This window comes from Jiangella muralis, from assembly GCF_001270745.1.
GTDB lineage: Bacteria > Actinomycetota > Actinomycetes > Jiangellales > Jiangellaceae > Jiangella > Jiangella muralis.
Window position 1 is genome coordinate 189431 of record NZ_KQ434755.1, and the last position, 25930, is coordinate 215360.

27 protein-coding genes are annotated in these 25930 nt (G+C 72.4%); 17 read left to right on the forward strand and 10 right to left on the reverse strand.

Going from position 1 to position 25930, the window contains the following annotated elements; genetic code table 11:
* Positions 1–5: 5 nt before the first annotated feature.
* From pucL to ACW62_RS11215, 7 genes are all read left to right on the forward strand, one after another.
* On the forward strand, positions 6–893 hold the full coding sequence (pucL, locus tag ACW62_RS11185) for a factor-independent urate hydroxylase (RefSeq protein ID WP_053204181.1): 888 nt from the start codon (positions 6–8) through the stop codon (positions 891–893).
* A complete protein-coding gene (locus ACW62_RS11190) occupies positions 893–1333 on the forward strand; it encodes a 2-oxo-4-hydroxy-4-carboxy-5-ureidoimidazoline decarboxylase (RefSeq protein ID WP_053204182.1) in 441 nt (146 codons plus the stop codon). Before pucL ends, ACW62_RS11190 begins: the two co-directional genes overlap by 1 nt.
* Positions 1330–1632: a hydroxyisourate hydrolase gene (uraH, locus tag ACW62_RS11195; RefSeq protein WP_053204183.1), complete on the forward strand. Its 303-nt coding sequence runs from the start codon at positions 1330–1332 to the stop codon at positions 1630–1632. The genes ACW62_RS11190 and uraH overlap by 4 nt, the downstream gene beginning before the upstream one ends.
* Positions 1622–2956 carry an allantoinase AllB gene (allB, locus tag ACW62_RS11200; RefSeq protein ID WP_053204184.1) on the forward strand — a complete coding sequence of 445 codons (1335 nt, stop codon included), beginning with the start codon at positions 1622–1624 and terminating at the stop codon, positions 2954–2956. The genes uraH and allB overlap by 11 nt, the downstream gene beginning before the upstream one ends.
* Positions 2953–3765, forward strand: a complete 813-nt coding sequence (locus ACW62_RS11205; protein WP_053204185.1) for a bifunctional allantoicase/(S)-ureidoglycine aminohydrolase — start codon at positions 2953–2955, stop codon at positions 3763–3765. The genes allB and ACW62_RS11205 overlap by 4 nt, the downstream gene beginning before the upstream one ends.
* A 761-nt stretch (positions 3766–4526) precedes the next feature.
* A complete protein-coding gene (locus tag ACW62_RS11210; RefSeq protein WP_053204186.1) occupies positions 4527–4946 on the forward strand; it encodes a DUF7144 family membrane protein in 420 nt (139 codons plus the stop codon).
* A complete protein-coding gene (locus tag ACW62_RS11215) occupies positions 4946–5872 on the forward strand; it encodes an HAD family hydrolase (protein WP_053204187.1) in 927 nt (308 codons plus the stop codon). The genes ACW62_RS11210 and ACW62_RS11215 overlap by 1 nt, the downstream gene beginning before the upstream one ends.
* A 4-nt stretch (positions 5873–5876) precedes the next feature.
* On the opposite strand, the gene ACW62_RS11220 is transcribed toward ACW62_RS11215, so the two are convergent.
* Both ACW62_RS11220 and ACW62_RS11225 read right to left on the reverse strand, forming a co-directional pair.
* A complete protein-coding gene (locus ACW62_RS11220) occupies positions 5877–6536 on the reverse strand; it encodes a hypothetical protein (RefSeq protein WP_053204188.1) in 660 nt (219 codons plus the stop codon).
* Between the two features lie 75 nt (positions 6537–6611).
* Entirely contained in the window at positions 6612–7760 is a 1149-nt protein-coding gene (locus tag ACW62_RS11225; RefSeq protein ID WP_157574676.1) for a glycoside hydrolase family protein, read from the reverse strand.
* A gap of 162 nt (positions 7761–7922) precedes the next feature.
* Here ACW62_RS11225 and ACW62_RS11230 point away from each other — a divergent pair, with 162 nt between their 5' ends.
* From ACW62_RS11230 to ACW62_RS11250, 5 genes are read left to right on the forward strand one after another with little or no spacing between them, the layout of a single operon-like run.
* Positions 7923–8831 (forward strand): nucleoside hydrolase, encoded by a 909-nt coding sequence (locus tag ACW62_RS11230; protein WP_053204190.1) that lies wholly within the window; start codon positions 7923–7925, stop codon positions 8829–8831.
* A 36-nt stretch (positions 8832–8867) separates the two neighbouring features.
* Positions 8868–10178 (forward strand): ABC transporter substrate-binding protein, encoded by a 1311-nt coding sequence (locus ACW62_RS11235; RefSeq protein WP_053204191.1) that lies wholly within the window; start codon positions 8868–8870, stop codon positions 10176–10178.
* On the forward strand, positions 10178–11107 hold the full coding sequence (locus tag ACW62_RS11240; RefSeq protein WP_053204192.1) for a carbohydrate ABC transporter permease: 930 nt from the start codon (positions 10178–10180) through the stop codon (positions 11105–11107). Before ACW62_RS11235 ends, ACW62_RS11240 begins: the two co-directional genes overlap by 1 nt.
* A complete protein-coding gene (locus ACW62_RS11245; RefSeq protein WP_053204193.1) occupies positions 11104–11940 on the forward strand; it encodes a carbohydrate ABC transporter permease in 837 nt (278 codons plus the stop codon). Before ACW62_RS11240 ends, ACW62_RS11245 begins: the two co-directional genes overlap by 4 nt.
* Positions 11937–12845 (forward strand): ribokinase, encoded by a 909-nt coding sequence (locus ACW62_RS11250; RefSeq protein ID WP_053204194.1) that lies wholly within the window; start codon positions 11937–11939, stop codon positions 12843–12845. Before ACW62_RS11245 ends, ACW62_RS11250 begins: the two co-directional genes overlap by 4 nt.
* Here the strand turns inward: ACW62_RS11250 and ACW62_RS11255 are convergent.
* A complete protein-coding gene (locus tag ACW62_RS11255) occupies positions 12839–13858 on the reverse strand; it encodes a LacI family DNA-binding transcriptional regulator (protein ID WP_053204195.1) in 1020 nt (339 codons plus the stop codon). The two genes, ACW62_RS11250 and ACW62_RS11255, sit on opposite strands and share 7 nt — an antisense overlap.
* Positions 13859–13925: 67 nt before the next feature.
* On the opposite strand from ACW62_RS11255, the gene ACW62_RS11260 reads away from it, so the two are divergent.
* Positions 13926–15113 carry a nucleoside hydrolase gene (locus tag ACW62_RS11260; protein WP_053204196.1) on the forward strand — a complete coding sequence of 396 codons (1188 nt, stop codon included), beginning with the start codon at positions 13926–13928 and terminating at the stop codon, positions 15111–15113.
* Here ACW62_RS11260 and ACW62_RS11265 read toward each other — a convergent pair.
* The 3 genes from ACW62_RS11265 to ACW62_RS11275 all read right to left on the reverse strand — a co-directional run bounded on the left by ACW62_RS11265 (position 15060) and on the right by ACW62_RS11275 (position 17750).
* Positions 15060–15977 carry a hypothetical protein gene (locus ACW62_RS11265; RefSeq protein ID WP_053204197.1) on the reverse strand — a complete coding sequence of 306 codons (918 nt, stop codon included), beginning with the start codon at positions 15975–15977 and terminating at the stop codon, positions 15060–15062. The two genes, ACW62_RS11260 and ACW62_RS11265, sit on opposite strands and share 54 nt — an antisense overlap.
* A 113-nt stretch (positions 15978–16090) precedes the next feature.
* Positions 16091–17440 carry an NADP-specific glutamate dehydrogenase gene (gdhA, locus tag ACW62_RS11270; protein WP_053204198.1) on the reverse strand — a complete coding sequence of 450 codons (1350 nt, stop codon included), beginning with the start codon at positions 17438–17440 and terminating at the stop codon, positions 16091–16093.
* A gap of 88 nt (positions 17441–17528) precedes the next feature.
* The gene (locus ACW62_RS11275; RefSeq protein ID WP_053204199.1) at positions 17529–17750 is read right to left on the reverse strand and encodes a hypothetical protein; all 222 of its coding nucleotides are present in this window, start codon (positions 17748–17750) and stop codon (positions 17529–17531) included.
* Between the two features lie 171 nt (positions 17751–17921).
* Here ACW62_RS11275 and ACW62_RS11280 point away from each other — a divergent pair, with 171 nt between their 5' ends.
* Genes ACW62_RS11280 through ACW62_RS11295 form a run of 4 tightly spaced genes read left to right on the forward strand, consistent with a single transcriptional unit; the run spans position 17922 to position 21806 of the window.
* The gene (locus ACW62_RS11280; RefSeq protein ID WP_053204200.1) at positions 17922–18938 is read left to right on the forward strand and encodes an NAD-dependent epimerase/dehydratase family protein; all 1017 of its coding nucleotides are present in this window, start codon (positions 17922–17924) and stop codon (positions 18936–18938) included.
* A complete protein-coding gene (locus tag ACW62_RS11285) occupies positions 18938–19972 on the forward strand; it encodes a dihydrodipicolinate synthase family protein (RefSeq protein ID WP_053204201.1) in 1035 nt (344 codons plus the stop codon). Before ACW62_RS11280 ends, ACW62_RS11285 begins: the two co-directional genes overlap by 1 nt.
* 45 nt (positions 19973–20017) lie before the next feature.
* The gene (locus ACW62_RS11290) at positions 20018–20773 is read left to right on the forward strand and encodes a 6-phosphogluconolactonase (RefSeq protein WP_053204202.1); all 756 of its coding nucleotides are present in this window, start codon (positions 20018–20020) and stop codon (positions 20771–20773) included.
* A 4-nt stretch (positions 20774–20777) separates the two neighbouring features.
* Complete coding sequence (locus ACW62_RS11295; protein WP_205629289.1) at positions 20778–21806, forward strand: N-acetylglucosamine-6-phosphate deacetylase; 1029 nt, start codon at positions 20778–20780, stop codon at positions 21804–21806.
* Positions 21807–21810: 4 nt separating this feature from the next.
* Here ACW62_RS11295 and manD read toward each other — a convergent pair whose 3' ends face one another.
* The 4 genes from manD to ACW62_RS11315 are packed head-to-tail and all read right to left on the reverse strand — an operon-like array spanning position 21811 to position 25707.
* A complete protein-coding gene (manD, locus tag ACW62_RS11300) occupies positions 21811–23049 on the reverse strand; it encodes a D-mannonate dehydratase ManD (protein ID WP_053204204.1) in 1239 nt (412 codons plus the stop codon).
* Positions 23050–23066: 17 nt separating this feature from the next.
* Positions 23067–23843 (reverse strand): SDR family oxidoreductase, encoded by a 777-nt coding sequence (locus ACW62_RS11305; RefSeq protein ID WP_053204205.1) that lies wholly within the window; start codon positions 23841–23843, stop codon positions 23067–23069.
* Positions 23840–24838 (reverse strand): Gfo/Idh/MocA family protein, encoded by a 999-nt coding sequence (locus tag ACW62_RS11310; RefSeq protein WP_053204206.1) that lies wholly within the window; start codon positions 24836–24838, stop codon positions 23840–23842. The genes ACW62_RS11305 and ACW62_RS11310 overlap by 4 nt, the downstream gene beginning before the upstream one ends.
* Positions 24835–25707: a Gfo/Idh/MocA family protein gene (locus ACW62_RS11315; RefSeq protein ID WP_053204207.1), complete on the reverse strand. Its 873-nt coding sequence runs from the start codon at positions 25705–25707 to the stop codon at positions 24835–24837. The genes ACW62_RS11310 and ACW62_RS11315 overlap by 4 nt, the downstream gene beginning before the upstream one ends.
* Between the last annotated feature and the right edge of the window lie 223 nt (positions 25708–25930).

Genomic DNA, 25930 nt, shown 5'->3' on the forward strand with positions numbered 1-25930 from the left:
AGCCGATGGCCCACACGCTGGGGCTCAACCAGTACGGCAAGGCGGAGTCCCGCGTCGTCCGGATCGTCCGGGACACGCGGCGGCACGAGCTCCGCGACCTGAACGTGTCGACGTCGCTGCGGGGCGACTTCGCCGCCGCGCACATCACCGGCGACCAGGCCGCGGTGCTGCCGACGGACACGCAGAAGAACACCGCGTTCGCCTACGCGAAGCTGCACGGCGTCACGTCGGTCGAGGACTACGCGCTCGCGCTGGGCAGACGGCTGCTGGAGGCGTGTCCCGCCGCCGAGGCGGCGCAGGTGCGGGTCGAGGAGTACGGCTGGGACCGCATCGGGGACCACTCGTTCGTCCGCCGCGGCGGCAGCGTCCGCACGGCCGCGGTGACCGTCGGGCGCGACGCCACGCACGTGCTGTCGGGGATCTCGGGCCTCGCGCTGCTCAACACGACGGACTCGGAGTTCACCGGCTTCCTGAAGGACGAGTTCACCACGCTGGCCGAGACCGACGACCGGGTCCTCGCCACCTCGCTCGTGGCGAGGTGGCGGCACACCGACGTTGACGGCGTCGACTGGAACGCCTCGCACGAGGCCGTCACCGCGACGCTGCTGAGCACCTTCGCCGGCACGTATTCGCGCGCCCTGCAGGAGACGCTGTACGCGATGGGCTGCGCCGTTCTCGACGCGCAGCCGGGGCTGGCCGAGATCAGGTTCTCGGCGCCCAACCTGCATCACTTCCCGGTCGACTTCAGCGGCTTCGACGTCGACGGGCTCAGCAACGACGGCGAGGTGTTCGTCGCCGCGGACCGGCCGTACGGGCTGATCGAAGCGCAGGTGACCCGCGACGACGTCCCACCCGCGGACGACGCGTGGCTGGCCGTTGCGGGGTTCTGCTGATGCCCGGCGTGGCGACGACGCGGGAGACGCTGCTCGGCTGCCTGACGGTGCCGCGCTGGGCCGACGACGTCCTGGCCGGCCAGCCGTACGCCGACCGGGCGGCGCTGCTGCGGGCGGCCTCCGTGGCCGCCGGTGAGTTGACTGACGAGGAGCTGGACCAGGCGCTGGCGGGTCATCCGCGCATCGGTGAGCGCGGGGACGCGCAGTCGCAGCGGGAGCAGTCGGGGGCCGGGGACCCGACCGGGCGGCTGGCGGCCGGGAACGCGGCGTACGAGCAGCGGTTCGGCCGGGTGTTCCTGATCCGTGCGGCCGGCCGCGACGCCGAGCAGATCCTCGGTGAGCTGGACCGGCGGCTGCGCAACGACGACCGGGCCGAGCGGGCCGAGACCGTCGACAACCTACGAGAGATCGCGCTGCTGCGACTGGAGGCGACCTTGTGAGCACCCTGTCCACGCATGTCCTCGACACCGCCGCCGGCCGGCCGGCCGAGGGCATCCGGGTCACCCTGGAGACGCGCGACCGCGACCCGCTCGGCGAGGGCGTGACGGACGCGGATGGCAGGGTCGCCGCGCTCGGCCCGGACCGGCTGGACGCCGGCGACTACGTGCTCCGCTTCGCCACGGCGGGCTCCTTCTACCCGGAGGTGGTCATCGTCTTCACCGTCGCCGACGCCGGGCAGCACTACCACGTGCCGCTGCTGCTGAGCCCCTACGGCTACACGACCTACCGTGGCAGCTGACCTCGACCTCGTCGTCCGCGCCCGGCGGGCTGTCGTCGGCGCGGCCGAGGTGCCCGCCGCCGTGGGCATCGCGGACGGGCGGATCGCCGTCGTCACGACGTACGACGACGCGCCGCCGGCCGCCCGGACCGTCACCCTCGACGACGACGAGGTGCTGCTGCCCGGCCTGGTCGACACGCACGTGCACGTCAACGAGCCGGGCCGGGCCGAGTGGGAGGGGTTCGCCACCGCGACGCGTGCGGCCGCCGCGGGTGGCGTCACCACGATCGTCGACATGCCGCTGAACTCCGTCCCGCCCACCACCACCCTCGCCGCGCTGGAGGTCAAGCGGCGGACGGCCGAGGGCCGGGTCTGGGTGGACGTCGGCTTCTGGGGCGGCGCCGTGCCGGGCAACCGCGCCGACCTGGAGCCGCTGCACCGGGCCGGGGTGTTCGGCTTCAAGTGCTTCCTGCTCGACTCCGGCGTGGAGGAGTTCGGCCACCTCGAGCCCGACGAGTTCGCGCTGGCGATGCGGGACTGCGCCCGGCTGGGTGCGCTGGTGATCGTCCACGCCGAGGACGGCCGGCTGCTCGACGAGACCGCGCTCGACGGAGCCCACTACGCCGGCTTCCTCGCCTCCCGCCCCGAGGCGGCCGAGCGGGCCGCCGTCGGCCTGGTCATCGAGCAGGCCCGCGGGACCGGCGGCCGCGCCCACATCGTCCACCTCAGCAGCGCCGCGGCCGTGCCGGCCCTGCGCGAGGCCCGCGCGGCCGGCGTCGACGTCAGCGTCGAGACGTGCCCGCACTACCTGACCTTCGAGGCCGAGCAGATCGCCGACGGCGCCACCGAGCTCAAGTGCTGCCCGCCGATCCGCGACGCGGCCAACCGCGAGGGGCTCTGGGCCGCGCTGGCCGGCGGCGACGTCGACTTCGTCGTCTCCGACCATTCGCCGTGCACCGCCGAGCTCAAGGCGCAAGGCGGCGGCGACTTCGGCGCGGCGTGGGGCGGGATCGCGTCGGTCCAGCTCGGGCTGCCGGCGGTGTGGACGGCCGCCCGGGCCCGGAACCACCCGCTGGTCGACGTCGTGCGGTGGATGGCGGCCGCGCCGGCGGACCGGATCGGGTTGCGCCACAAGGGCCGCATCGCGGCCGGAGCCGATGCCGACCTGGTGCGATTCGCGCCGGACGAGGAGTTCGTCGTGGATGTCGCGAAGCTGCACCACCGCAACCCGGTCTCGGCCTACGCCGGGCGCCGGCTGACGGGGGTGGTCCGCGAGACGTGGCTGCGCGGCCGGCCCGTCGCCGACACACCCCAGGGGCAGCTATTGAGGAGTGGGGAGCGATGAACGACTACTACGTTCCGCGGGGCGGGTTGCCGCCGCAGACGGCCCTCACCACGGACCGCGCGCGTTTCACCGAGGCCTACGCCGTGATCCCGGCCCGCACGCTCAGCGACATCACCGCGTCGTTCCTGCCCGGCTGGGCGAACACGCGGCTCTGGGTGCTGGCCAGACCACTGTCGGGCTTCGCGGAGACGTTCAGCCAGTACGTCGTCGAGGTCTCGTCCGAGGGCGGCTCCGACCGGCCCGAGCCGGACCCTTCGGCGGAGGCCGTGCTGTTCGTCGTGGACGGGTCGCTCACCCTGACCGTCGACGGCGGCTCGCAGGTGCTGGGGCCGGGCTCGTACGCCTACCTCCCGCCCGGCACGTCCTGGTCTCTGCTGAACGAGGCTGAGGCGACCGCGACGTTCCACTGGATCCGCAAGCGCTACCAGCACGTCGACGGCGTCGACGTCCCGCCCGCCTTCGTGACCCGCGAGCAGGACGTCACCCCGGTCGACATGCCCGGCACCGGCGGCGCCTGGTCGACGACCCGCTTCGTGGACACCGCCGACCTGCGGCACGACATGCACGTCAACATCGTGAACTTCCGGCCCGGCGCGACGATCCCGTTCCCGGAGACGCACGTGATGGAGCACGGCCTCTACGTCCTGGAGGGCAAGGCGGTCTACCTGCTCAACGAGGACTGGGTGGAGGTCGAGGCCGGCGACTTCATGTGGCTGCGGGCCTTCTGCCCGCAGGCCTGCTACGCCGGCGGGCCCGGGCCGTTCCGCTACCTCCTCTACAAGGACGTCAACCGGCACGTCCCACTCTGACGCCAGCTGACCGGCCGGCACCAGGGACGACGTGGTGGCGCCCAGTGCGGTGGAACGTTCTAGCGATCTCGGCCGCGACGACGGTGCGCCCGCCCCCCGGGTGCGCCGCTGGGTGGGATCACTGTGCTTGCTGGGTGGCGTTGCTGTTGCCAGGGGAACAGTGATTCGCCCCACCCGGCGCAGCGGATCCACACGGTGGCGTTGGGGATCGTGTAACGGTTCGCCGTTGTCCCGCAGTTCGCCGTTTTGCGGCAGTGGGCCGTCCCCCTGCTGCCCATTTTCTTAGCCGCGCACGCGCGCGGTCTAAGAACGGGCAGCTATCAGGGGGACGGGGGAAGTGCGGGCAGAGCCCGCCCGAGTGCGCCGTTCGCCGTTCCTGCCGTGCACCGTTGCGTCGTCCTCGACTCCCGGAGCCGTCTTCGATGGCGGGAGTCGTGTTCCGGGCGCCGTTGGACGATTCTGGCCATCGAAGACGACCCAGATCGTCGACGTCACTCGTCTCGTGGGCACGTCACCCGCCGCAGCACCGGATGACGGTCGTCGTCGCGGCCATGCGGTGCTTTCGCGGGTGAGGTGCACCCGGCGCGGGTGAAGTGGGGCGTGCCCAGTCTTTCCCCGTCCCCCTGACAGGCCCGGCTCAGGCGGCCGCCCGGCGGATTCACCCAGGCGGGGTGAGGCGCCGGCCGGTCCTCGACGGCGATCCTCGTGAAGCGACGACCGCACGTGACCTGGTCGAATCGTCTCGAGGCGCGGGAGCTTCCATGTCCGACATCCGATCAGCCACCGACGACGGGTCGGGGCCGGCGACCGCCGCGCACCGCAGCGCCGCGGTGCCGGCAGCGGCGCTCATGATGCTCGTCGGCGCGTTCCAGGTGCTGCAGGGGCTGGCGGCGATCCTCGACGACGATGTCTTCGTCGTGCGCGCCAACTACACCTACGACTTCGACGTCACGGCATGGGGCTGGGGCCACCTGATCATCGGGGCGATCCTGGTGGTCTCGGGTCTCTTTCTCCGCACCGGGAGCGCGATCGCCGGTGGCGTCGGCATGGCGCTGGCCGGGATGAGCGCGATCGCCAACTTCGCCTTCATACCGTATTACCCGTTCTGGGCGATCCTGATCATCGGGCTCGACGTCTTCGTGATCTGGGCCATCGCGAGGTCGGGAATCCTGGAGTCCTGATGAACGCCGAACTCAGTTCGTGGCGCGACGGCGATGCCCGCGTGGCGATCACCGACTTCGTCCGCCGGGTCACGACCGAGGGCGGCGCCGACTACGTCGACCCCGTCGATCGGGTCGCCGTGGTGGACAACGACGGCACGCTGTGGACCGAGAAGCCGATGCAGATCGAGATCGGCTTCATCCTCCAGCGGCTGGCGGCCATGGCCGAACAGGCTCCGGAGCTGCGGGCGAAGCAGCCGTGGAAGGCGGCCTACACGGACGACTACGAGTGGCTGGGCGGCGCCATCACCAAGCACTATGGCGGCGACGACTCCGATCTGAAGGTGCTGATGGGCGGCTTCGTCCAGGCATTCGCCGGGATGTCGGCGGAGGACTATCTGGCGGCTTCGGGGGAGTACCTGCGCAACGGGTCGCACCCCACGCTGGGGCGGGCGTTCCGTCAGTGCGCGTACCCGCCGATGGTCGAACTGCTGCGCTACCTGGAGGCGCACGGCTTCGCGGTCTACATCGCCTCGGGCGGCGACCGGGACTTCATCCGGGCGATCAGCGACGAGGTGTACGGCATCCCGTCCGAACGGGTGATCGGCAGCTCCAACGCCCTCGCCTACCAGGAGGACGAGCACGGCGCCGCCGTCGTGTACCGGGCGCAGCCCGACGTGTTCGACGACGGGCCGGTCAAGGCGGTGCGGATCTGGAGCCGCATCGGTCGCCGGCCCATCCTGTCGGCCGGGAACGCCAACGGTGACCTCCCGATGCTGGAGTTCACCGGCGGGCCGTCGCTGCCCGCGCTCCGGCTGGTCGTCCTGCACGACGACGAGGAACGCGAGTTCGCCTACACCGACGGCGCCGACGAGCTGCTCGAACGGGCCGACCGCAAGGGCTGGACGGTGATCAGCGTCCGGGACGACTGGACGACCGTCTTCTGACCCCTCAGATGATCTTCGGGAAGGCGATCAGCAGGCCCACGCCTACGAGCAGCAACGTCGTCGCGCCACCGAGGACGACCCAGGTCAGCGTCGCCGACCGGAGGCGCTGCGACACCGCGGTGAAGAAGAGCACGAGCGCGAAGAGGACGGTCAGCAGCGTGTAGTCGTCGCCGCGCTGGTTGCTCTCCAGCGCCTTCGCGAACAGCGTGTCGGCACGTGCGTCGGACTCCTCGGCCTCGGCCGCGCCCGGCGGCTGGTACTCCGGTAGCGCGAACGGGCCCTTGGGCGCGTCGGGGTTCTCCAGCGGCCTCATCGCGATCCAGGCATCGAAGGCCACCGCGAAGTGGTCGGTGAACCGCGTCTCGACGAAATCGGTCAGCGCGTCGTCACCTTCGGCGACGGCCTGCACGTACACCGCGAAGACGTCGAGGTCGAAGTTCCGGGCCGCATCGGCCTCCGCATCGAAGCGCGACGCCTCGATCCGTGCCCCCGACGCCTGGGAGAAGGCGATGGACATCTCGCCGCCCCACTTGCTCGCCTCGAAGCCGCTCCACGCGGTGAGCACGGCCGTGACGGAGAGCAGGACGACCGCCACCAGTTCACGGGCACCCGCGCTCGCGTCGCCGCTCGCGTCGTCCTCGTCCTCGGCCTCGGCCTCGGGCACCGTCAACCTCCATGGTCCGACTGCACCTACGGTGCTGCTCGACCAGGGGGGCCGGCATCACCTCGTCCGGGTGAATCAACCGCGGGCGGCCCACCGGCCGGTGATCGACCAGAGGTCGTAGGAGTACAGCGTGTCGCAGGTGGCCTGGCTCCAGTCGGGGTCGTCGATGGTGGGCAGGCTGGAGCAGGAGCTGGTGAAGACCACCTCGACGCCGCGGGCGTCGGCGAGCCGGCCGTGCCAGGTGCGCACCAGGCCGGCGTTGTGGTTGCGGGTGAACCCGGTGAGGGCGCGGTCGAGGTCGCCCAGTGGCTGCCACGTGCCCGTGCCGGCGAGAAGATCCTTCAGGCTCAGGCGGGCGACCTGCACTGAAGGGCCGATCCACCACGGGTTGTCGGTGGGGTAGGGGTGCTGTTCGCGGACGACCACGACGTCCTGCCCGGCTCGGTCGAGGGCGAGGTCGAATCCGTTGAGGTAGTCGGGAGCGCCGTCGGCGCCGGTGAGTCCGTCCGTCGGCAGCAGGACGGGCGGGCTCACCCGCAGGCGCTCCACGTGCGTGAGGTCGACGACGCTGGCGTAGGCGCGGGTCGAGGTGTCGCCGCGGGTGTAGGCCAGGAGCACCCGCCCGGAGTTCCCGGTGAGCGCGACGGCGGTCGGCTGGCCGGCGCCCCACTGGTCGGTGCGCTCCGACGTCACGATCGGCTCGGGGTACTTGACCCAGGGCCCGTCCGGGTGGGTCGCGAAGGCGACGCCGACCTGGTTGTGCGCGCTGGCGTCGACGTCGTTGCCCAGGTAGAACATCGCGTACGAGTAGCGCGTACCGCCGTACTGGAACCGTCCGGCGACGACGCTGGGGTCGCAGGTGTGGAAGCTGTCCCAGGCCGGAGCCGGTGCGGCGTGCAGGACCGACCTCGTCTCCGTCACGACCCCGTCGACGCGCTTGGTGAGGTAGATGTGGTCCTCGATCACCCGGGACTGGTCGTTGTGGCAGGACCAGATCCACTCGGTGTCGCCGTCGCGCACGACTGACGGCGCGTAGGTGTAGAACCCGGGCGCGGGCTGGTACACCGCGGCCAGCGAGGCGGGGTCCCAGGTGACCGGGTCGCGATCCGGTCGCGGGCTCGCGCCGTCCGGCGCCGCTGCCGTGCCCAGTGGCGCGAGCAGGGCGCCGACGCCCAGCGCGGCCGCCAGCATGCCGACTCGCCTGATGGTGCGGAAAGGTGCCATCGAGGGCCTCCATTGTCCGTCGTGACAGGGCATCTACTCGTGCTGCGCTATTCGAGTAGATAGATGCTTGCGGCGGCGAGTCTACTCGAATAGCATGCGTCGACGGCGGGCGACGACGACCGCTTGCGAACACGGCGATGTGCCACCGGCAGACGGGAACCCATGACCTACGACAGCTCGACGGCGCGGCCCGACGCGGACGTGGCCCGCTCCTCCTTCGCCCTCGACACCGACATCGGCACGGACGTCGACGACCTGCTCGCCCTCGCGCTGGCCCTGGGCTCGCCCGAACTGGGCGTCACGGCCGTGACGACGGTGTACGGCGACGTGGACCTGCGCGCCCGGATCGTCGCGAAGGCGTTCGCCACGGCGCAACGCCCGGCGCCGCCGATCGCCGCGGGCGAGCCGGAGACGCTGTCCGGGCGGCCGGTGTGGTGGCCGGGGCACGAGGGCTCCACCATCGCCGACCTCGCCGAACAGCGCTACACGGCCACCAGGGACGCCGTCACGGAGCTCGCGGCCAGTGCGACCGTCGTCGCCATCGGCCCGCTCACGAACGTCGCCGTCGCCCTGCGCCGGCCCGGCCGGGTGACGCAGCGCGTCGTCATGATGGGCGGCGAGTTCCGGGCCGGCGTCGTCGAGCACAACGTCCGCTGCGACGTGACCGCGGCCGCCGAGGTCTTCGCGTCCGGCCTGGAGCTGCTGGCCGTCGGCCTCGACCAGACGAAGCGCATCCGGCTCGGACGGGCCGAGCTCGACGCCATCTCGCCCCGGGGGCCGCTCGGCGCGCTGATCGGCGCGGAGATGCGCCGCTTCTGGGCCTTCACCGATCAGGACTTCAACGTGCCGCACGACCCCATCGCCGTGCTCACCCTCGCGCGTCCCGAGCTCTTCACGACCGAGCGCGGCACGATCACGGTCGAGACCGAGGGCGACGGCGCGGGAACGACCCGGTTCGCCGCCGACCCGGCGGGGCCGCACGAGGTGGTCGTCGACCTGGACGTGCCGCGGGTGACCGAGGAGATCGTGCACCGGATCCTCGCCGCGGCGCGGCCCGCCACCACCGCCTGACACCCATCCCAGCATCGCTCGAAGAGGAGAAACGCCATGGGAACGTCCACTACCCGGATCCTCCCATTCGCCGCCGCGATCGGCGCGGGACTGCTGCTGCTCGCCGGCTGCGGCGGGTCGTCGACGGACGGCTCGGGTGGTGGTGGCGGCGACGAGGAGATCACCCTGACCTTCGCGAACGCCGATCCGGCCGAGACCTGGGCCACGGTGATCGAGGGGTTCGAGGCGCAGCACCCGAACATCACCGTCAAGCAGCTCAACATTCCGTACGCGCAGTACACGAGCACCATCAACCAGCGGATGGGTTCCGGCGGCGACGGGATCGACCTCATGGTCGTCGACGCCGGCGGCGCCGTGCTCGACTGGAACAACCGGGGCTACCTGGCCGACATCACCGACCTGCGCGAGGACGCCGTCGCCGCGGCCGTGAGCGAGAGCATGGTCACCGCACGCGAGGTGGACGGGAAGCTGCTCGCGCTGGCGCCCTGGACCACCTCGCAGTTCCTCTACTACAACGTCGACGTCCTCGCCGCGGCCGGTGTCGAGCCGCCGCCCGGCGACCCGGCGACGCCGTGGACGTACGAGCAGCTGACCGAGGCGGCGCGGACGGTCCAGAGTGCCGGTGCGGCGGAGTACCCGCTGCTGTTCGACCAGTGGGACACCTACTACCAGCTGCAGATGATGGGCGTCTCCGCCGGGGGCGGCGACGGCATCGACGCCGACGGGGTGGTGGACTTCTCCGGCGACGGCTGGCAGCGCGCCCTGACCTGGTATCACGGCCTGTTCGAGGACGGGCTCTCGCCGCGCGGCATCACCAACGACAAGAACGGCGCGCTGTTCCAGGAGGGCAAGGGCGCCTTCATCATCTCCGGGCCGTGGGGCGTGAGCGTGGCGAACGCGGGCGGCATCAACTACGGAGTCGCGCCGGCGCCCTACTTCGAGGGCGGTGAACCGGCGACGTCCACGGACTCGTGGGCGGTGGGCATCTCGGCCAAGTCGGAGAACCTCGACGCCGCCAAGGAGTTCCTGCGCTACCTGACCATCGACCCGGCCGGCAACGCCCAGGCGGCCGAGGTGGCCGGCATCACGCCCACCAACAAGGAGGCGTTCGCGGCCTACGTCGAGGGGGTCGAGGCCTCGGCGGGTGCGGCGACGGCCGGCTTCGGGGCGATCCTGCAGTACCAGCTCGAGAACAACGCCGTGCACCGCCCGGCCGTGGTCGGCTACAGCGTGTTCGAGCCGGGCGCCGGGCAGTTGTTCTCCGACATCCGCAACGGCTCCGATCCGGCCGAGCGTGCCGCGCAGGCCGACGAGGAGATCGGCGCCCAGATCGAGCGCTTGCGGTGATGCGCGCGGCGACGGCGACCCGGCGGACGGCCGCGCGGCCGGCCGGGTCGGGTCGCCGGCGGCGCCGGTCCGTCCGGACCACGCTGGTGGCCCTCGCCATGCTCAGCCCCGCGCTCATCGCCCTGGTGCTGATGCGGGTCGTGCCGATGATCAGCGCGGTGAGCGAGAGCTTCCGGCACGTCTCGCTGGCGACCGGCGCATCGGAGTTCGACGGCCTCTCGAACTACACCTATCTGCTCACGGACTCCGGGTTCCACTCGGTGCTCGTGGTGACGCTCGTCTTCAACCTCGTCCTCAATCCCGCGATCGTGCTGCTGTCGACGGCGCTCGCGCTGCTCACCGCGCAGCGGCTGCCCCTCGTCGGGCTGTGGCGCTCGATGATCTTCGTGCCCGCCGCCGTGCCGGGCGCGGTGGTGGCCCTCATCTGGAGCACCGCGCTGCAGCCGGACGGCCTCGTCAACGCCCTGCTGGAGGTCGTGGGCCTGCCGCCGCAGCCGTTCCTGACGTCGGCGAGCCAGGCGGCGTTCTCCATCGGCATCATGGTCACCTGGGGCGCCCTCGGGTACTGGATGATCTTCGTGATCGCCGGGCTCAAGGACATCCCCGACTCGCTGTACGAGGCGGCGGCGCTCGACGGCGCGGGGTGGTGGCGCCGGCTGTTCTCGATCACGCTCCCGCTGCTCAAGCGGCCGATGGCGTTCGTCCTGATCGCCTGCACGGTGGGCTCGTTCCTGTTGTTCGCGCCGGTGCAGATCCTGACGAAGGGCGGCCCGAACGGGTCGACGAACCTGATCATGTTCGACATCTACAACCGGACCTACCTGCTCGGCGACGTGGGCGTCGGGCAGGCGGAGGTCGTCATCCTCATGCTGCTGCTCGCCGTCATCGTGGCCGTCCAGTTCCGGCTGCTCAGGGAGGAGAAGGCATGAGGCGCTCGCGCGGCGGGACGGTCGTCCTCACGGCCGCGGCGATCCTCGCCGCGCTCGCGGTCTTCCTCCCGGTGTGGTGGGTGTTCGTCTCGTCCACCCGGCCGGGCAACAGCTACGTCGAGAACATGACGCCGTTGTCGTGGCTCGCGTTCGTGCCGGTGGGCGGCGACCTCACGAACTACTCCGGGCTGTTGTCCGGGCCGTTCCTCACCGGTCTGTTCAACAGCTTCCTGGTGGCCGGCCTCACCATCGCGCTCGGCCTGGCCATCGCGGTGCCCGCGGCGTACGCCCTCGCGACGATCGACTTCCCGGGGCGCGGCGTCGTGTTCACCTTCATCGTCGTGGTGGCCATGATCCCGTTCGACGCCATCGCGATCCCGCTGTCGAGCCTGTTCCAGGACTGGCACCTGAGCGACTCCTACGCGGGCCTGGTGCTGCCCGCGCTGGCCAACGGCTTCGCGATCTTCGTCCTGCGGCAGTTCTTCCTGGGCATCCCGGCGGAACTGCTCGAGGCCGCGGAGGTCGACGGGCTCGGACGCATCGCCACGCTGTGGCGCATCGTCCTGCCGTTGTCGAAGCCCGCGCTCATCGGCGCCGGCATGATGCTCTTCCTGTCGCAGTGGCAGGCCTACCTGTGGCCGCTGCTCATCGGGACCTCGCCGGAACGACAGCTCGCGCCGATCGCCCTGGCCAACCTCAGCACGCTGTTCACCGTCGACCTCGGGCAGATCTTCGCCGGCTCCTTCGTGCTGACGATCATCCCGATGGTGCTGTTGCTGTTCTTCCAGAAGCAGTACACGGAGTCGTTGTCGACGACGGGGCTCAAGGGATGACCGCGCCGGTCGTGGTCGTGGGCTCGCTCAACGTGGACCGCACGTACCGGGTGCGGCGGCTGCCCGCGGCGGGGCACACGATCCACGCGCGGAGCCGCTCGACGGCGGCGGGCGGGAAGGGCGCGAACCAGGCCGTCGCCGCGGCACTCCTCGGCGCCGACGTCGCGCTCGTGGGCGCCGTGGGCGACGACCAGGGCGGCGACGACCTGGTGGAGTCGGTCGCCGCGGCGGGGGTCGACGTCACGGGCATCGTGCGGGTGGACGCGCCGACGGGCGAGGCCGTCGTCCTCGTCGACGCGGACGCCGAGAACCTGATCGTCGTCAGCGGCGGGGCGAACCTGTGCCTCGACGCCGCGGCGGTGACCTCGGCCGTGCGGGCCGCCCGGTTCGTCGTCGCCGGCTTCGAGGTGCCCGACGACGCCGTGCTCGCCGCCGCGGCCCGGGCCCGGGAGCTCGGCGCGCGCTTCGTCCTCAACCCGTCGCCGATGCGGCGGCTGCCCGCCGGACTGCTCGGACCGGGCGCGCTGCTCGTGGTGAACGAGCACGAGCTCGCGATGCTGGCCGGCGGCGACGCGACGGTGGGCGAGCGGGCCCGCGCGGCGAGCGGGCGGCTCGGCGGCTGTGACGTCCTGGTGACGCTGGGCGCGCGGGGAGCGCTCCTCCACGAGGCGTCGACCGGTCACCCGGCCGAGATCGTCGCGCCGCGGGTCGACGCGGTGGACACCACCGGGTGCGGCGACGCGTTCATGGGCGCCCTGGTGGCCGGGCTGGCAGCCGACCTGGACCCGGCCGCCGCCGCGACCCGGGCCGTCGAGGCCGGCGCGTTCGCGGCGACGCGGCCCGGGGCGCAGAGTTCCTATCCGACGTCAGAGGAGCTCACCCGGTGGCGCCGCGACCGTCAGTGACCCGGCGGGCAGCCGCACGAGGCGCGCACCACGAGGCGGACGGGGACGAGGCCGGCCGCGGCGGGCGTCGCCCGGCCCAGGACCGCCCGCAGCGCCGCATCCGCGATGGCCGGGACGGGCTGTTCGACGGCGGTGAGCGGCGGGTCGCTGAACACGGCGTCGTCGGTGCCGTCGAACGAGACGACGGCGAGGTCGTGCGGCACCGAGATGCCGAGCTCGCGGGCAGCGGCGAGCAGGCCGAGCGCCTGCACGTCGGAGGCGACGAACACGGCGTCGGGCCGGGGCGCCCGCGTCAGGAGATCGATCGCCGCCTCATGGCCGGCGACCCGGCTGTACTCCGCGGTCCGGAGCAGGTCGGGTTCGGCCGGCAGCCCGGCCGCCGACAGCGTGGCCGCCCAGCCCGCGCGCCGTTCGTCGGCGCCGGGTGCGCCTTCTCGTCCGCCCAGGTGCGCGATGCGGCGCAGCCCGTGCTCGACCAGGTGGGTCACGGCGAGCCGCGCGCCGCCCTCGTTGTCGACGATGACGGACAGCTGGCCGGGCTGGCTGCGCTGGTTGAGGTACACCGTCGGCGTGCCGTTGACGTCGGCCATCGAGTCCGGGTCGAGGCTGACGATGATCAGGCCGTCGATCTGGTGGCTCACCAGGGACTCGATCTGCGCGCGCTCGCGGTCGGGATCGTCGTCGGAGTCGCCGAGCAGCAGGGCGTAGCCGGCCGTGAACGCCTGGTTCGACAGCTCGCGCGCCAGCGCCCCGAAGTAGGTGTTGCTGACGTCCGGGACGACGAGGCCGACGGCCTGGGCGCGTTGAAGGCGCAGCGCCCGGGCGACGGCGTTGGGGCGGTAGTCGAGCTCGCGCATCGCCGCCAGCACCTTCTCGCGGGTGGCGGCGGCCACCGGGCGCGGGCCGTCGTTGGTGACGTAGCTGACGACGGCCGTGCTCACCCCGGCCAGCCGGGCGACGTCGGTCCGCGTGGGTGCGCGTCGGCGCTGGGTGTGGCCGGAAGAGTCGTTCATCGAAACCTGCGCCTTTCGTCGTGCGACGAGTATAGGAGCACGGTATCTATTCGAGTAGAGTCCTGCCATGCCGACCCCCGTCATCGTGGTCACCGACCTCTACCAGCCACCCGAGGACCCGGGTGACAACTTCGACCTGCTGCTGCCGTTCGGGCTCGACCGCATCGACCTGCGGGCGATCGTCCTGGACGTGTCGATCGAGAAGCGCGAGTCGGTGAGCGAAGGCGTGCCGGGCTACCCAGGGCCGCGGGAACCGGGCATCATCCCCGTCACGCAACTGAACGCCCTGTTCGGCCGGCAGGTGCCGTACGGCATCTCGCCGTTCGCCCGCATGCGCACCGTCGACGACCAGCTGCGCGACGTGCCGCCGTTCCAGCAGACCGGGCCGGAGCTGCTGCTGGACACCCTGCGGGCGTCGGACACGCCCGTCCACCTCATGTCGTTCGGATCGGCCCGCCCGATCGCCGTCGCGTTCAACCGCGACCCGGGCCTGTTCCGCGACAAGGTCGCGCGCATCCACCTCAGCGCGGGATCGACGTCACTGGACTACCTGGAGTGGAACGTCTACCTCGACCCGCTGGCGATCATCCGGCTGGTCGACGCCGGTCTGCCGCTCGCGCTGTACCCGTGCGCCACCGAGGTCGACTGCTTCTCCTACGGCGCGCACAACACGCTCTGGTGGTTCGACGACCTGCGCTGGATCGATGGCCTCCACCCGGCGCTCAAGCGCTATCTGCTCTACGGGCTGGGCGTGTCGACGCGGATCGACTTCCTGCGAGCGCTCGACGAGGATCCGCCGGCCGAGATCGCCGAGCGCGTCTACGGCCGGCGGCACGCGGTCTGGGAGACCGCCGCCTGGATCGAGGTGTCCGGCTCGGCGCTCGTGCGGCACCAGGACGGTACCCACGAGATCGTCGCCGCGGCCGACGTCGCGCCCGGCGATGTCGTGGTGCGGAACGAGCTGGCGCCCTGCCACGCCGCATCTCATCCGACCGGCCTCTACACGTTCGAGCTGACCGGCCAGGACCCGAACGCGCTCGTGTTCGTCCGGGACGATCCGCAGGAGTACGAACGGGCGCTGCGCGACGCGTTGCCGCGGCTCTATGCCTCGTTCACGCCGGCCGGCTGGCTCGGATCGACCCTCGGCCCGCTGCGCGACCCAGGGCCACGGCAGTACGCCGGCCCCTTGGGCCAGGCGCGCCTACCGCTCGGCGAGGACGATGGGGCCGCTCGGCCCGCTGCCGCCGGCGGGTAGGGCGAGGAACGGCGCGAGCGCTTCGGCCGTGGCGTCCAGGCGTTGCCACACCCGCGGCGAGCGCAGCCGCAGGAACCCTCCGGTCAGCAGGAACAGCTCGTTGCCGACGATCTCGACCTCGGCCGACCGGCCGAACCCGAGCGCGTGCTCGACGACGCCGGTGTCGAGCAGCAGCCGCTGCAGCAGCGGGTAGCCGGGCTTGGTGCTCCACACCCGGGTCCCGGCCGGGCCGTCGACCGGATCGACGTCGCGGAGGTTGCGCGGCCGGCCCTGCGCGCGTGTCGTCACCAGGGTGTGCGGATAGGACTCACGCAGGGTGAAGACCACGTAGCCGGCCTCGAAGGTGTCGGACTCCGAGGCGCCGTCGTCGTAGGTCTCCTGGTAGTTCGCGACGACGAAGCCCCGCGGCTCGGGCGCCTCGAAGCGGTCCAGGTGACTGCGCCGGGTGGCGGAGCCGAAGATGTGCGCCTGCTGCCGGGGGCCGCCCGCCTCTGGTTGGTACCGCAGGCCGTTGGCCAGGGCGAACTCGGTCAGCCGGAGCCTGGTGCGGGCGCGCGGGCCCCAGGAGTCGTGCCGCGTCCACCAGGTGATGACGACGACCGCCACCATGCTCGCCGCCCACAGCGCCGCCATGGACACGCCCAGGACGGTGCGTCCTTCGGTGGCGAGCACGGCAACCGGCAGCACGGGCGCGCCGACGACGAGCAACGTCGTCAGCAGCGCGAACTGGGACCGCTTCCACCAGCGGGGTTCGGCGAGATCGGCGCCGTGCCGGCCGGCGATCGCCTCGGCCCGGAACCGGCGCCACCGCGACCACGTCGCGCGACGGGACAGCGGCGTGGTGTCGAGCCTTTCGTGGGCCATGGGCCTCGGCCTCCCGGGGGCGACGGCGGCAGGAGATCCCCATGTTCCCACGCCGGGGTGGACAGCTCAGCACCAGTCATTCGACCGATGCAGCCGGACTCGGGAGACGCGCCCTAGACCAGGCCGAGGGCGAGCATGGCGTCGGCGACCTGGATGAAGCCGGCGATGTTGGCGCCAGCGACGTAATTGCCGGGTGCGCCGTACTCGTCTGCGGTGACCAGGCAGCGCTCGTGGATACCGCGCATGATGGCCGCCAGCCGTTCCTCGGTGAGTTCGAAGCTCCAGGAGTCGCGCGAGGCGTTCTGCTGCATCTCCAGGGCGCTGGTGGCGACGCCGCCGGCGTTGGCGGCCTTCCCGGGGGCGAACGTCACACCGGCCTCGCCGAGCAGGCGCACCGCGTCGGGGGTGGTGGGCATGTTCGCACCCTCGGCGACGATGCGGCAGCCGTTCCTGGTCAGGGTCGCGGCGGCGTCGCGGTCCAGCTCGTTCTGGGTGGCGCAGGGCAGGGCGATGTCGCAGGGCACGTCCCAGACGCCGCGGCCGGCGACGTACCGAGCGTGCTCGCCGCGCGCCTGGGCGTAGTCCTCGATCCGGCCCCGCCGCGACTCCTTCACGTCCTTGAGCAGGTCGAGGTCGATGCCCTTCTCGTCCAGGACGTAGCCGCCGGAGTCGGAGCAGGCCACCACCGTGCCGCCGAGTTCGTGCACCTTCTCGATGGCGTAGATGGCGACGTTGCCGGCGCCGGACACCACCACCCGCTTGCCGTCGAAGGAGTCGCCTCCGGCGCGGAGGATCTCGTCGACGAAGAACACCACGCCGTAGCCGGTGGCCTCCCGGCGCACCTGGGAGCCGCCCCAGCTCAGGCCCTTGCCGGTGAGCACGCCGGACTCGTAGCGGTTGGTGATGCGCTTGTACTGGCCGAACAGGTAGCCCAGTTCGCGCCGCCCGACGCCGGTGTCGCCGGCCGGGACGTCGGTGTGCTCGCCGAGGTGCCGGTACAGCTCGGTCATGAACGACTGGCAGAACCGCATGACCTCGCCGTCGGAGCGGCCCCGCGGGTCGAAGTCGCTGCCGCCCTTGCCGCCGCCGATGGGCATGCCGGTCAGGGCGTTCTTGAAGATCTGCTCGAAGCCGAGGAACTTGACGATGCCCAGGTAGACGCTCGGATGGAAGCGCAGGCCGCCCTTGTACGGGCCGAGCGCGGAGTTGAACTCGACCCGGAAGCCGCGGTTGATCTGCACCGCGCCGGAGTCGTCGACCCAGGGCACCCGGAAGATGATCTGCCGCTCCGGCTCGCACAGGCGCCGGATCACCGCCGCGTCGGTGTACTCCGGATGCTTGCTGACCACCGGTCCGAGGCTGTCCAGCACCTCGTGCACCGCCTGGTGGAACTCCGTCTCGCCAGGATTGCGCTGGAGCACTTCGGCGTAGATGCCGCTGAGCCGGTGATCGAGCTGAGACACACGGCGGCCCTTCTCGTGGGTGACGGTTGCCGCCGATGGACGACCTCGTCAGCCTAGCCAAGGGCCGCCGGACGACGTGCACGACGGGTCAGCCGACGTGCTGTTCGACCGCGGTGTCGGGGCGGACACGGTCCTCGTCGGGGATGTCGCCCATGAACGCCAGCCACTGGGAGAACCGGTCGCCGCGGCGGACGAGCTCGAGGCCGTAGAGCTCGTCGATGCCTTCGGGGTTGACGACCAGCTTGTAGCGGTCGTCGCGCAGCATGCGCTGGGCGTAGGGGAAGTGGTGGCCGTGGAACTCGCACAGCACCTCCTGACGCCAGTCGGCCGGCTGCCCACCATGGGCGAGCGGGACGAGGCTGCGGCCGCGCCACGGAGGCCGCGGTTCCCGGTCCGCAGGGTTGGCTTTGCAACCGCTTGCACCTATGCTGACGGCACACGCGTGCCACCCGACCCGGACCGACGATCGACGAGGTGTCCCATGAAGACGCTGCCCGAGCTCCATCGAGCTCTTGCCACGCCGAGCGCGGCACTGGTCGAGGATCTGCGGGACACCCCGGGTGACATCGTCGTGCTCGGTGCGGCCGGGAAGCTCGGGCCGAGCCTCGTCATGCTCGCGCTGCGCGCTCTGGCCGAGGCCGGCTCGGCGGCGAGGGTGCACGCCGTCTCGCGTTTCGGCGACTCCGCGGTGGCCGACGAGCTGCGCGCCGCGGGTGCGCACGTCATCGTCGCGGACATCGCCGGCGACGACGCCCTGGCCGCGCTGCCCGACGCGGAGAACGTGATCCTCCTCGTCGGGGCGAAGTTCGGCACGCAGGGCAACGAGGCCGCCATGTGGGCGACCAACACCTACCTGCCCGGACGGGTGGCCGAGCGCTACCGGTCGGCGCGGATCGTGGCGCTGTCCACCGGCAACGTGTACCCGCTGGTGGCCACGGCATCAGGCGGCGCCAGTGAGGCCGACCCGGTGGGGCCGGTGGGTGAGTACGCGATGTCGTGTCTCGGGCGCGAACGCGTCCTCGCGCACGCCGCCCGCGAGCACGGAACGCCGCTCGCGCTGATCCGGCTCAACTACGCGGTGGAGCCGCGCTACGGCATCCTCGTCGACCTCGGCCGGCAGATCCTCGCCGGCGAGCCGGTCGACGTCACCACCGGGCACGTCAACCTCGTCTGGCAGGGCTATGCGAACGAGGTGATCCTGCGGGCGTTGCGCCATGCCGCCAGCCCCGAGTTCGTCCTCAATCTCACCGGTCCCGAGACGCTGTCCACCCGCCGGCTGGCCGGGAAGCTCGGCGCCGCGTTGGGCCGCGACGTCACCATCACCGGGCAGGAGGCGCCGACCGCACTGCTGGCCGACGCCGCACGATGCCACGCGCTCTTCGGCTACCCGGCGCGGAGCCCCGACGACCTGGTGCGTGACGTCGCCGAGTGGCTGCTCGCCGGGGGAACGGTGCTCGACAGACCCACGAAATTCCAGGTGCGGGACGGGAGATTCTGATGCCACCGTTGGAGACCTTCGCTGCCGGGACGGTGATTCCCGCCATGCCGCTGGCGCTCACCGAGGAGTTGTCCTTCGACGAGCGGCGGCAGCGTGCGCTGGTGCGGTACTACCTCGCCGCGGGCGCGGGCGGACTGGCCGCGGCCGTGCACTCCACCCAGTTCGCGATCCACACGACGCACGCCGGCCTGCTGCGGCCCGTCCTGGAGCTGGTGGCCGACACCGCCAGGAAGGAGGGCTCGCCGGACCTCGTGCTGGTGGCCGGGGTGGTCGGCGAGACCGATCAGGCGGTCGCCGAGGCGGAGCTCGCGGCGTCGCTCGGCTACGACGCGGTGCTCCTCGCCCCGTACGGCGTCGGCGACCGGAGCGAGGACGCGCTCCTCGACCGGGCCCGCAAGGTGGGCGACGTGCTGCCGGTCATCGGGTTCGCGCTGCAGCCCGCGGTCGGCGGCCGGCGGCACTCCCGCGGCTACTGGACCCGGCTGGCCGACATCCCCAGCGTCCTCGGCGTCAAGGCGGCGCCGTTCGACCGGTACGCCACGCTGGACATCGTGAGCGGCCTCGCCGCCTCGTCCAGGCGCGACGCCGTGACGCTCTACACCGGCAACGACGACCACATCGTCGGCGACCTGGTCGCGTCCTTCGCGCACGCCGACGGCAGCCGCACCCGCTTCGCCGGCGGGCTGCTCGGTCAATGGTCGGTCTGGACCCGCGGCGCCGTCGAGACGCTCGAGCTGGCCCGGCTCGCCCGGGACGGCGACCACGCGGCGCGGCTGGCCCTGGACGGCATCGACGGCCCGCTGACCGACGCCAACGGCGCGATCTTCGATGCTTCAGGCGGCTTCGCCGGGTGTATCCCCGGCATCCATGAGGTACTACGCCGGCAAGGGCTGCTGGCGGGAACGTGGTGCCTCGACCCGCACGAACGGCTCTCGCCCGGCCAGCTCGACGAGATCGACCGGATCTGGGCCGCTCATCCGCAGTTGCGCGACGACGAGTTCGTCGCCGCGCACCTCGATGAGTGGCTCGCCTGATCCGTCCGCGTCCCCGCTTCGAGAGAGACACGAGGAACCCGCTCCATGACGACGATCCCCGCCACCGACGGCGTCCCCGTCACCATCTCCCGCAGCTCCGAGGAAGCCGGCGCGTCCGCGGCGCGCGCGGCCGCCGGGGCCATCCTCGCCGCCATCGCGGCCTCGGGCCGGGCCCGGGTGATCTTCGCCAGCGCGCCGTCGCAGGAGGCGATGCTGCGAGGGCTGGCCGGCGACGCCCGGATCGACTGGTCGCGCGTTCACGGCCTGCACATGGACGAGTACATCGGCATCGATCCGGCCGACCCGCGGGCGTTCGGCGCCTGGCTGGCCGAGCGCCTCCCGGTGGACCGGTTCGCGTCGTTCGCCCGCATCGATCCGTCCGGGGACGCCGAGGCGGAGGCGCGCCGCTACGAGGCGGTGGTGCGCGCCGAGCCCGTCGACCTGACCTGCCTCGGCTTCGGCGTCAACGGGCACATCGCCTTCAACGAGCCCGGCAGCGACCTCGACGACACCCGGTTCGTCCGGACCGTCGAGCTGGCCCCGGCGTCGCGCCAGCAGCAGGTGACCGACGGGCTGTTCGGACGGGTCGACGACGTGCCCGGCCGGGCGATCACGCTGACCGTCCCGGCGCTGCTGAGCGCCCGCACCCTGGTCGCGACCGTGCTCGGGCGGCAGAAGGCGGCCGCGGTCTCGGCCGCGCTGACCGGCCCGATCTCCGCGGCCTGCCCGGCCAGCGCGATCCGCCGGCACCTGGCCGCGACGGTGCATCTGGATGCCGCGGCCGCCAGCGGGATCGACTGAGCCGGTGACGCCGCCGTCCGGTCGCCTGCCCGGGCTCGTCGACCTCCAGGTCAACGGCTTCAGCGGCATCGACCTCAATCGCGACGACCTCGCCGCCGACGACGTCGTCGCGCTGACGCGGGAGCTCTGGGCGGCCGGCGTCACCCGGTACCTGCCGACGCTGATCACCGGGAGCGAGGCGCGGCTGACGGCGGCCATGCGTGCCGTCGCCGCCGCCCGCCGGGCCGGCCCGCTGATCGCGCACAGCATCGCCGGAATCCACGTCGAGGGCCCGCACATCTCCGCGGCCGACGGCGCCCGGGGCGCGCACGACCCGGCCTGGATCAGGCCACCGGACACCGCCGAGCTGGACCGGTGGATCGCGGCGAGCGAAGGGCTGGTGCGGATCGTCACGGTCGCGCCGGAGACAGACGGCGCCGCCGCCTACATCGCGCACGCCGTGCGGCGCGGCGTCACCGTCTCGCTCGGTCACGCCGCGCCCGGCGCCGCCGACATCCGGGCCGCGGCCGGCCACGGCGCCACCCTCAGCACCCACCTCGGCAACGGGTGCGCGCCCGCCGTGCCGCGCCACCCCAACCACCTGTGGGCCCAGTTGGCCGAGGACCGGCTCACGGCGATGTTCATCGCCGACGGTCATCACCTGCCCGCCGACACGCTGACCGCGATGATCCGGGCGAAGACGCCGGCGCGATCCGTGCTGGTCAGCGATGCCGCGCCGCTCGCCGGATCACCGCCGGGAACCTACGCCACGAGCGTCGGCGGCCGGGTCACCGTCGAGCCGGGCGGCGCGCTGCGGCTGGCCGGGACGTCCCTGCTGGCCGGATCGGGTGCGAGCCTGCTCGACTGCGTCCGCTGGGCCGCCGGGCAGCTGCCGTTCGACCGCGCCGCCCTGTGGGCGATGGCGAGCACCACGCCGGCCCGCCTGCTCGGCGGGCACGACGCGAGCGGCGACAGCGTGGTGGTCGAGGCCGACGGCGACGCCTGGGCGGCCGCCCGCACCGAGGTCACCGGCACGGTCGTGCACGGACGCTGACACCTCACCAGTCGTGGACGGTGCCGTCGGTGAGGCGGTTGTAGGGCAGGTAGGCCCGCTCGTACGGATACTTTCCGGCCTCGTCGACGTCGAGTGTGACGCCGAGGCCGGGCTGGTCGCCGGGGTGCAGCAGGCCGTCGGTCCAGGTGAAGGTCTGCCGGAACACCTCGTCGGTGCGGGTGCCGTGCTTCATGTACTCCTGGATGCCGAAGTTGTGGATCGCCAGCCCCAGGTGCAGCGCGGCGGCCATGCCGACGGGGGAGATGTCGGTGGGGCCGTGCATGCCCGACTTGATCTGGTACTGGGCGGCGAAGTCGAGGATCTTGCGCAGGTGGGTGATGCCGCCGGTGTGGGTGACGGCGGAGCGGACGTAGTCGATCAGCTGCTCGGTGACGAGCGTCTGGTAGTCGTAGACGGTGTTGAAGATCTCGCCGATCGCGAGCGGGGTGGTGGTGTGCTGGCGGACCAGGCGCAGGCCCTGCTGGTTCTCGGCGGGGGTGCAGTCCTCCAGCCAGAACAGGTCGTACGGCTCCAGCGCCTTGCCCAGCTTGGCGGCCTGGATCGGGGTCATCCGGTGGTGGCCGTCGTGCAGCAGTGGCAGTTCGGGGCCGAACTCGCCCCGGACCGCCTCGAACACGCCCGGCAGGTGGCGCAGGTAGGCGCGGGTGTCCCAGTCCTCCTCTTGCGGGAAGGCGCCGCGGCTGGCCGGCTCGTAGTCGTACCGTGCGCCGGCGGTGTCGTCGGCGCGCTGGTTGGCCGCGACGCCGTAGACGGCGTTGAGTCCGGGGACGCCGGTCTGGACCCGGATGGCGCGGTAGCCCTGCTCGAGGTGGTCGCGGATGCTGTCGAACAGCTCGGGCAGGTCGCGTCCGGAGGCGTGGCCGTAGGCGAGCAGCCCGGTGCGCGAGGCGCCGCCGAGCAGTTGGTAGAGCGGCATCCCGGCGGCCTGGGCCTTGAGGTCCCACAGGGCGACGTCGACGGCGGCGATGGCGGCCATCGTGACCGGGCCGCGCCGCCAGTAGGCGCTGCGGTACAGGAACTGCCAGGTGTCCTCGATGCGGTGCGGGTCGCGGCCGATCAGCAGCGGCACCACGTGGTCGCGCAGGTACGACACGACGGCCAGCTCGCGGCCGTTCAGGGTCGCGTCGCCCAGCCCGACCAACCCGTCGTCGGTCGTCAGCCGCAACGTCACGAAGTTGCGACCCGGGCTCGTCACGACGACCTCGGCCTGTTCGATGATCATGGTTCTCCCTCGTGTGGTCAGATCGTCATCGCGGAGAAGCCGCCGTCGACCCGGACGAGCGCGCCGGTGACGAAGCCCGAGGCGCGGCCGGAGGCGAGCCACAGCAGGACGCCGTCGAGCTCCTCCGGCTCGCCGAGCCTGGCCAGCGGGGTGTGGCCGATGATCGACTCGATCCGCTCCCGCGTCAGCACGGCCCGGTTCTGCTCGGCTGGGAAGAACCCGGGCACGATCGCGTTGACGCGGATGCCGTCGGGCGCCAGCTCCCGGGCCAGGTACTGGGTGAGGTTGCCGACGCCCGCCTTGGCGACACCGTAGCCGAGGACGCGGCTCAGCGGCGGACCGGACGACGCGGACGAGACCGTGATGATCGAGGCGCCGCCGGGCCGGCCGGCCATCAGCGGCGCGAACGCCTGGCAGAGCCGGAAGACCGACCCGAGGTTGACGTCGAGCAGCCGCGACCACTCGGCGTCGTCGATCTCGGCGAACGGGGTCGTGCTGTTGACGCCCGGCGCGGCGACGAGAACGTCGAGGCCGCCCACGCGGGCGGCGGCGTCCTGCACCGAGGCCCGGTCGGTCGCGTCGACGGCGAGGAACGTCGCCCGGCCGCCGGCCTCGCGGATGGCGTTGACGACGGCCTCGCCGCGCGGCGCGGACCGGCCCAGCACCGTCACCTCGGCGCCGGCGGCGGCCAGGCTGGCGGCGAACCGGCCGCCGAGCACGCCGGTGCCGCCGACCACCGCGGCCCGCGAACCGGTGAGGTCGAACAGCTCGGCCGGTGGGCGGACGGGCGTCATCGGGGCCGCACCGGGCGGCCGGTCCGCGCGGACGCGTACGCGGCCTCGATGAACGCGACCGCAGCGCGGGCCTGGACGGACGTCACCAGCGGCGGCGTGCCCTGCTGCACCGCCGCCACGAAGTCGGACAGCTGGGCCAGCTGCTGATCGACGGGGTCGAACTCCGGGACCTCGTGGCCGTCGCGCGACACGAAGTGCGTGATCTGCTCCGAGAGGGTGACGACCGTGCCGCCGTCGCCCGTCACCGCGACCCGCAGCGGCAGGTCGCCGTACGCCGTCGTGGTGGCCAGGAACGTGAGCAGCGCGCCGCTGCGGAACCGCGCCGTGATCGTGATGGCGTCCTCGACCTCGATGCGCTCGTGGGCGAGCAGCCCGCTGTGGGCGTAGACCTCCTCGACGTCGCCGAGCAGCCAGAGCGCGAGGTCGACCAGGTGCACGCCCTGGTTCATCAGAGCGCCGCCGCCGTCCAGGGCCCAGGTGCCGCGCCATGCGCCGGAGTCGTAGTACTCCTGCGTGCGCCAGAGCGCGATCTCGATGTTCGCGGTGGTGATCCGCCCCAGGCCGCCCGAGGCGATGGTGCGGTGCAGGAACTGGTTCTCGGCGGCGAAGCGGCGCTGGCTCACGACGGTGACGACCTTGCCCGACCGCTTCTCCGCGTCGATGATGCGGTCGGCCGCGTCGACCGTCACCTCGAGCGGCTTCTCCAGCAGGACGTGCTTGCCCGCGTCGAGGGCGGCGACGGTGACGTCGGCGTGCAGCCCGGAGGGGACGCAGACGACGACGGCGTCGACGTCGTCGCGGGCGAGCAGCTGCTCGACCGACGGCGCGGCCTCGGCACCGTACTCGGCGCCGACGGCCCGGGCGGCGTCCGCGTCGGCGTCGGCGAGGCCGGCGAGCTCGGCCGGCGAGGCGGGCGACAACAGCCGCTCGACGTGGGAGCGGCCGATCACGCCGACGCCGATGACTCCGAGGCGCGGCCGAAGGGACGAGGTCACGGGCGTTCCCTCCGGTTCTCGAGCGCCTCGACGACGGCGCTCATCACGACGACGGGGGACAGCAGGTGCTTGCGGCCGGCCGGCGCCCGTCCCGTCTCGACGGTCGTGACGAAGCGCGCCAGCGCGGGTGCGTTGTAGTCGCGGTCGAGGGTGAGCTCGCGGGCGACGACGCCGTCGACGCCCGTCGCCGTGGCGTGGAACGGGACCCGGTGGTCGGCGTCCGGGACGATGAACGTGAGGACCACCGCCACGCCGGCGATCCGCAGCAGGGCGACGGTGGTGTCGCCGTCGCGCGTCACGCTCGCCGTCACCGAGCCGGGCTCGACGACCGGGTTGCCGAGGATCTCCAGCGCCGCCTCGACGTGGTGGATGCCGTAGAAGAACAGGCCCGAGTACTCGCTGCCGGGGTCGCCGGGCCCGACGATGCTCAGCTGGCGCAGCGCGCCCCGGGCGGCGTCGTCCGCGAGGTCCGCGATCTGCGGGACGAACCGCAGCGCCGAGCCGGACACCAGCACGGCCGGTGCCTTCTCCGCCGCGTCGAGCATCGCCTCGGCGTCGTCGATGGTCGTCGCGAACGGCTTGTCGACCAGCACGGGGATGCCGGCGGCGAGCAGCGGCTCGGCCTGCTCGCGGTGCCGGGCGCCGTCGCGGGTGGAGATGATCGCGGCGTCGACGAGCGGGATGAGGTCGGCGGGGTCGTCGACGACCTGCTCGATGCCGCCCTGGGCGCGCAGCGTCTCGTTGCGCTCGGTGCCGCCGCCGGCGAGGGCGACCACCCGGAACCCGGGGTGGCGCTGCTCGGTGTTGAGGAACCGGATGAAGTGATCGGTGTGGGAGTTCTCGGTGCCGATGAAGCCGATACGTCTCACGGTCGGGTGGCTCCCTGTGTCGGGTCGGAGGTGCGGCCAGCTTGCCGTGCAAGCGGTTGCAGGTCAAGTCTCGCGGCCCGTAGAGTGGCCCCGTGACCGCCAGGTAGCTCGCCTGCTCGCTGGAGCTCTGCCGTCGTTCTCGACTGCAGAGCACCATCGCGCGATGGAGGTCTGCAGTCGCATCCGACCGCAGAGCTCCAGCGGCTCGGCCGGGCCCCCTGCC

Bases quoted from the DNA above. Each gene is read 5' to 3' on its own strand.
- pucL (WP_053204181.1), top strand. From the start codon at position 6: ATGGCCCACACGCTGGGGCTCAACCAGTACGGCAAGGCGGAGTCCCGC.
- ACW62_RS11190 (WP_053204182.1), top strand. From the start codon at position 893: ATGCCCGGCGTGGCGACGACGCGGGAGACGCTGCTCGGCTGCCTGACG.
- ACW62_RS11205 (WP_053204185.1), top strand. From the start codon at position 2,953: ATGAACGACTACTACGTTCCGCGGGGCGGGTTGCCGCCGCAGACGGCC.
- ACW62_RS11210 (WP_053204186.1), top strand. From the start codon at position 4,527: ATGTCCGACATCCGATCAGCCACCGACGACGGGTCGGGGCCGGCGACC.
- ACW62_RS11215 (WP_053204187.1), top strand. From the start codon at position 4,946: ATGAACGCCGAACTCAGTTCGTGGCGCGACGGCGATGCCCGCGTGGCG.
- ACW62_RS11225 (WP_157574676.1), bottom strand. From the start codon at position 7,760: ATGGCACCTTTCCGCACCATCAGGCGAGTCGGCATGCTGGCGGCCGCG.
- ACW62_RS11230 (WP_053204190.1), top strand. From the start codon at position 7,923: ATGACCTACGACAGCTCGACGGCGCGGCCCGACGCGGACGTGGCCCGC.
- ACW62_RS11235 (WP_053204191.1), top strand. From the start codon at position 8,868: ATGGGAACGTCCACTACCCGGATCCTCCCATTCGCCGCCGCGATCGGC.
- ACW62_RS11240 (WP_053204192.1), top strand. From the start codon at position 10,178: ATGCGCGCGGCGACGGCGACCCGGCGGACGGCCGCGCGGCCGGCCGGG.
- ACW62_RS11245 (WP_053204193.1), top strand. From the start codon at position 11,104: ATGAGGCGCTCGCGCGGCGGGACGGTCGTCCTCACGGCCGCGGCGATC.
- ACW62_RS11250 (WP_053204194.1), top strand. From the start codon at position 11,937: ATGACCGCGCCGGTCGTGGTCGTGGGCTCGCTCAACGTGGACCGCACG.
- ACW62_RS11255 (WP_053204195.1), bottom strand. From the start codon at position 13,858: ATGAACGACTCTTCCGGCCACACCCAGCGCCGACGCGCACCCACGCGG.
- ACW62_RS11260 (WP_053204196.1), top strand. From the start codon at position 13,926: ATGCCGACCCCCGTCATCGTGGTCACCGACCTCTACCAGCCACCCGAG.
- ACW62_RS11265 (WP_053204197.1), bottom strand. From the start codon at position 15,977: ATGGCCCACGAAAGGCTCGACACCACGCCGCTGTCCCGTCGCGCGACG.
- ACW62_RS11280 (WP_053204200.1), top strand. From the start codon at position 17,922: ATGAAGACGCTGCCCGAGCTCCATCGAGCTCTTGCCACGCCGAGCGCG.
- ACW62_RS11285 (WP_053204201.1), top strand. From the start codon at position 18,938: ATGCCACCGTTGGAGACCTTCGCTGCCGGGACGGTGATTCCCGCCATG.
- ACW62_RS11290 (WP_053204202.1), top strand. From the start codon at position 20,018: ATGACGACGATCCCCGCCACCGACGGCGTCCCCGTCACCATCTCCCGC.
- manD (WP_053204204.1), bottom strand. From the start codon at position 23,049: ATGATCATCGAACAGGCCGAGGTCGTCGTGACGAGCCCGGGTCGCAAC.
- ACW62_RS11305 (WP_053204205.1), bottom strand. From the start codon at position 23,843: ATGACGCCCGTCCGCCCACCGGCCGAGCTGTTCGACCTCACCGGTTCG.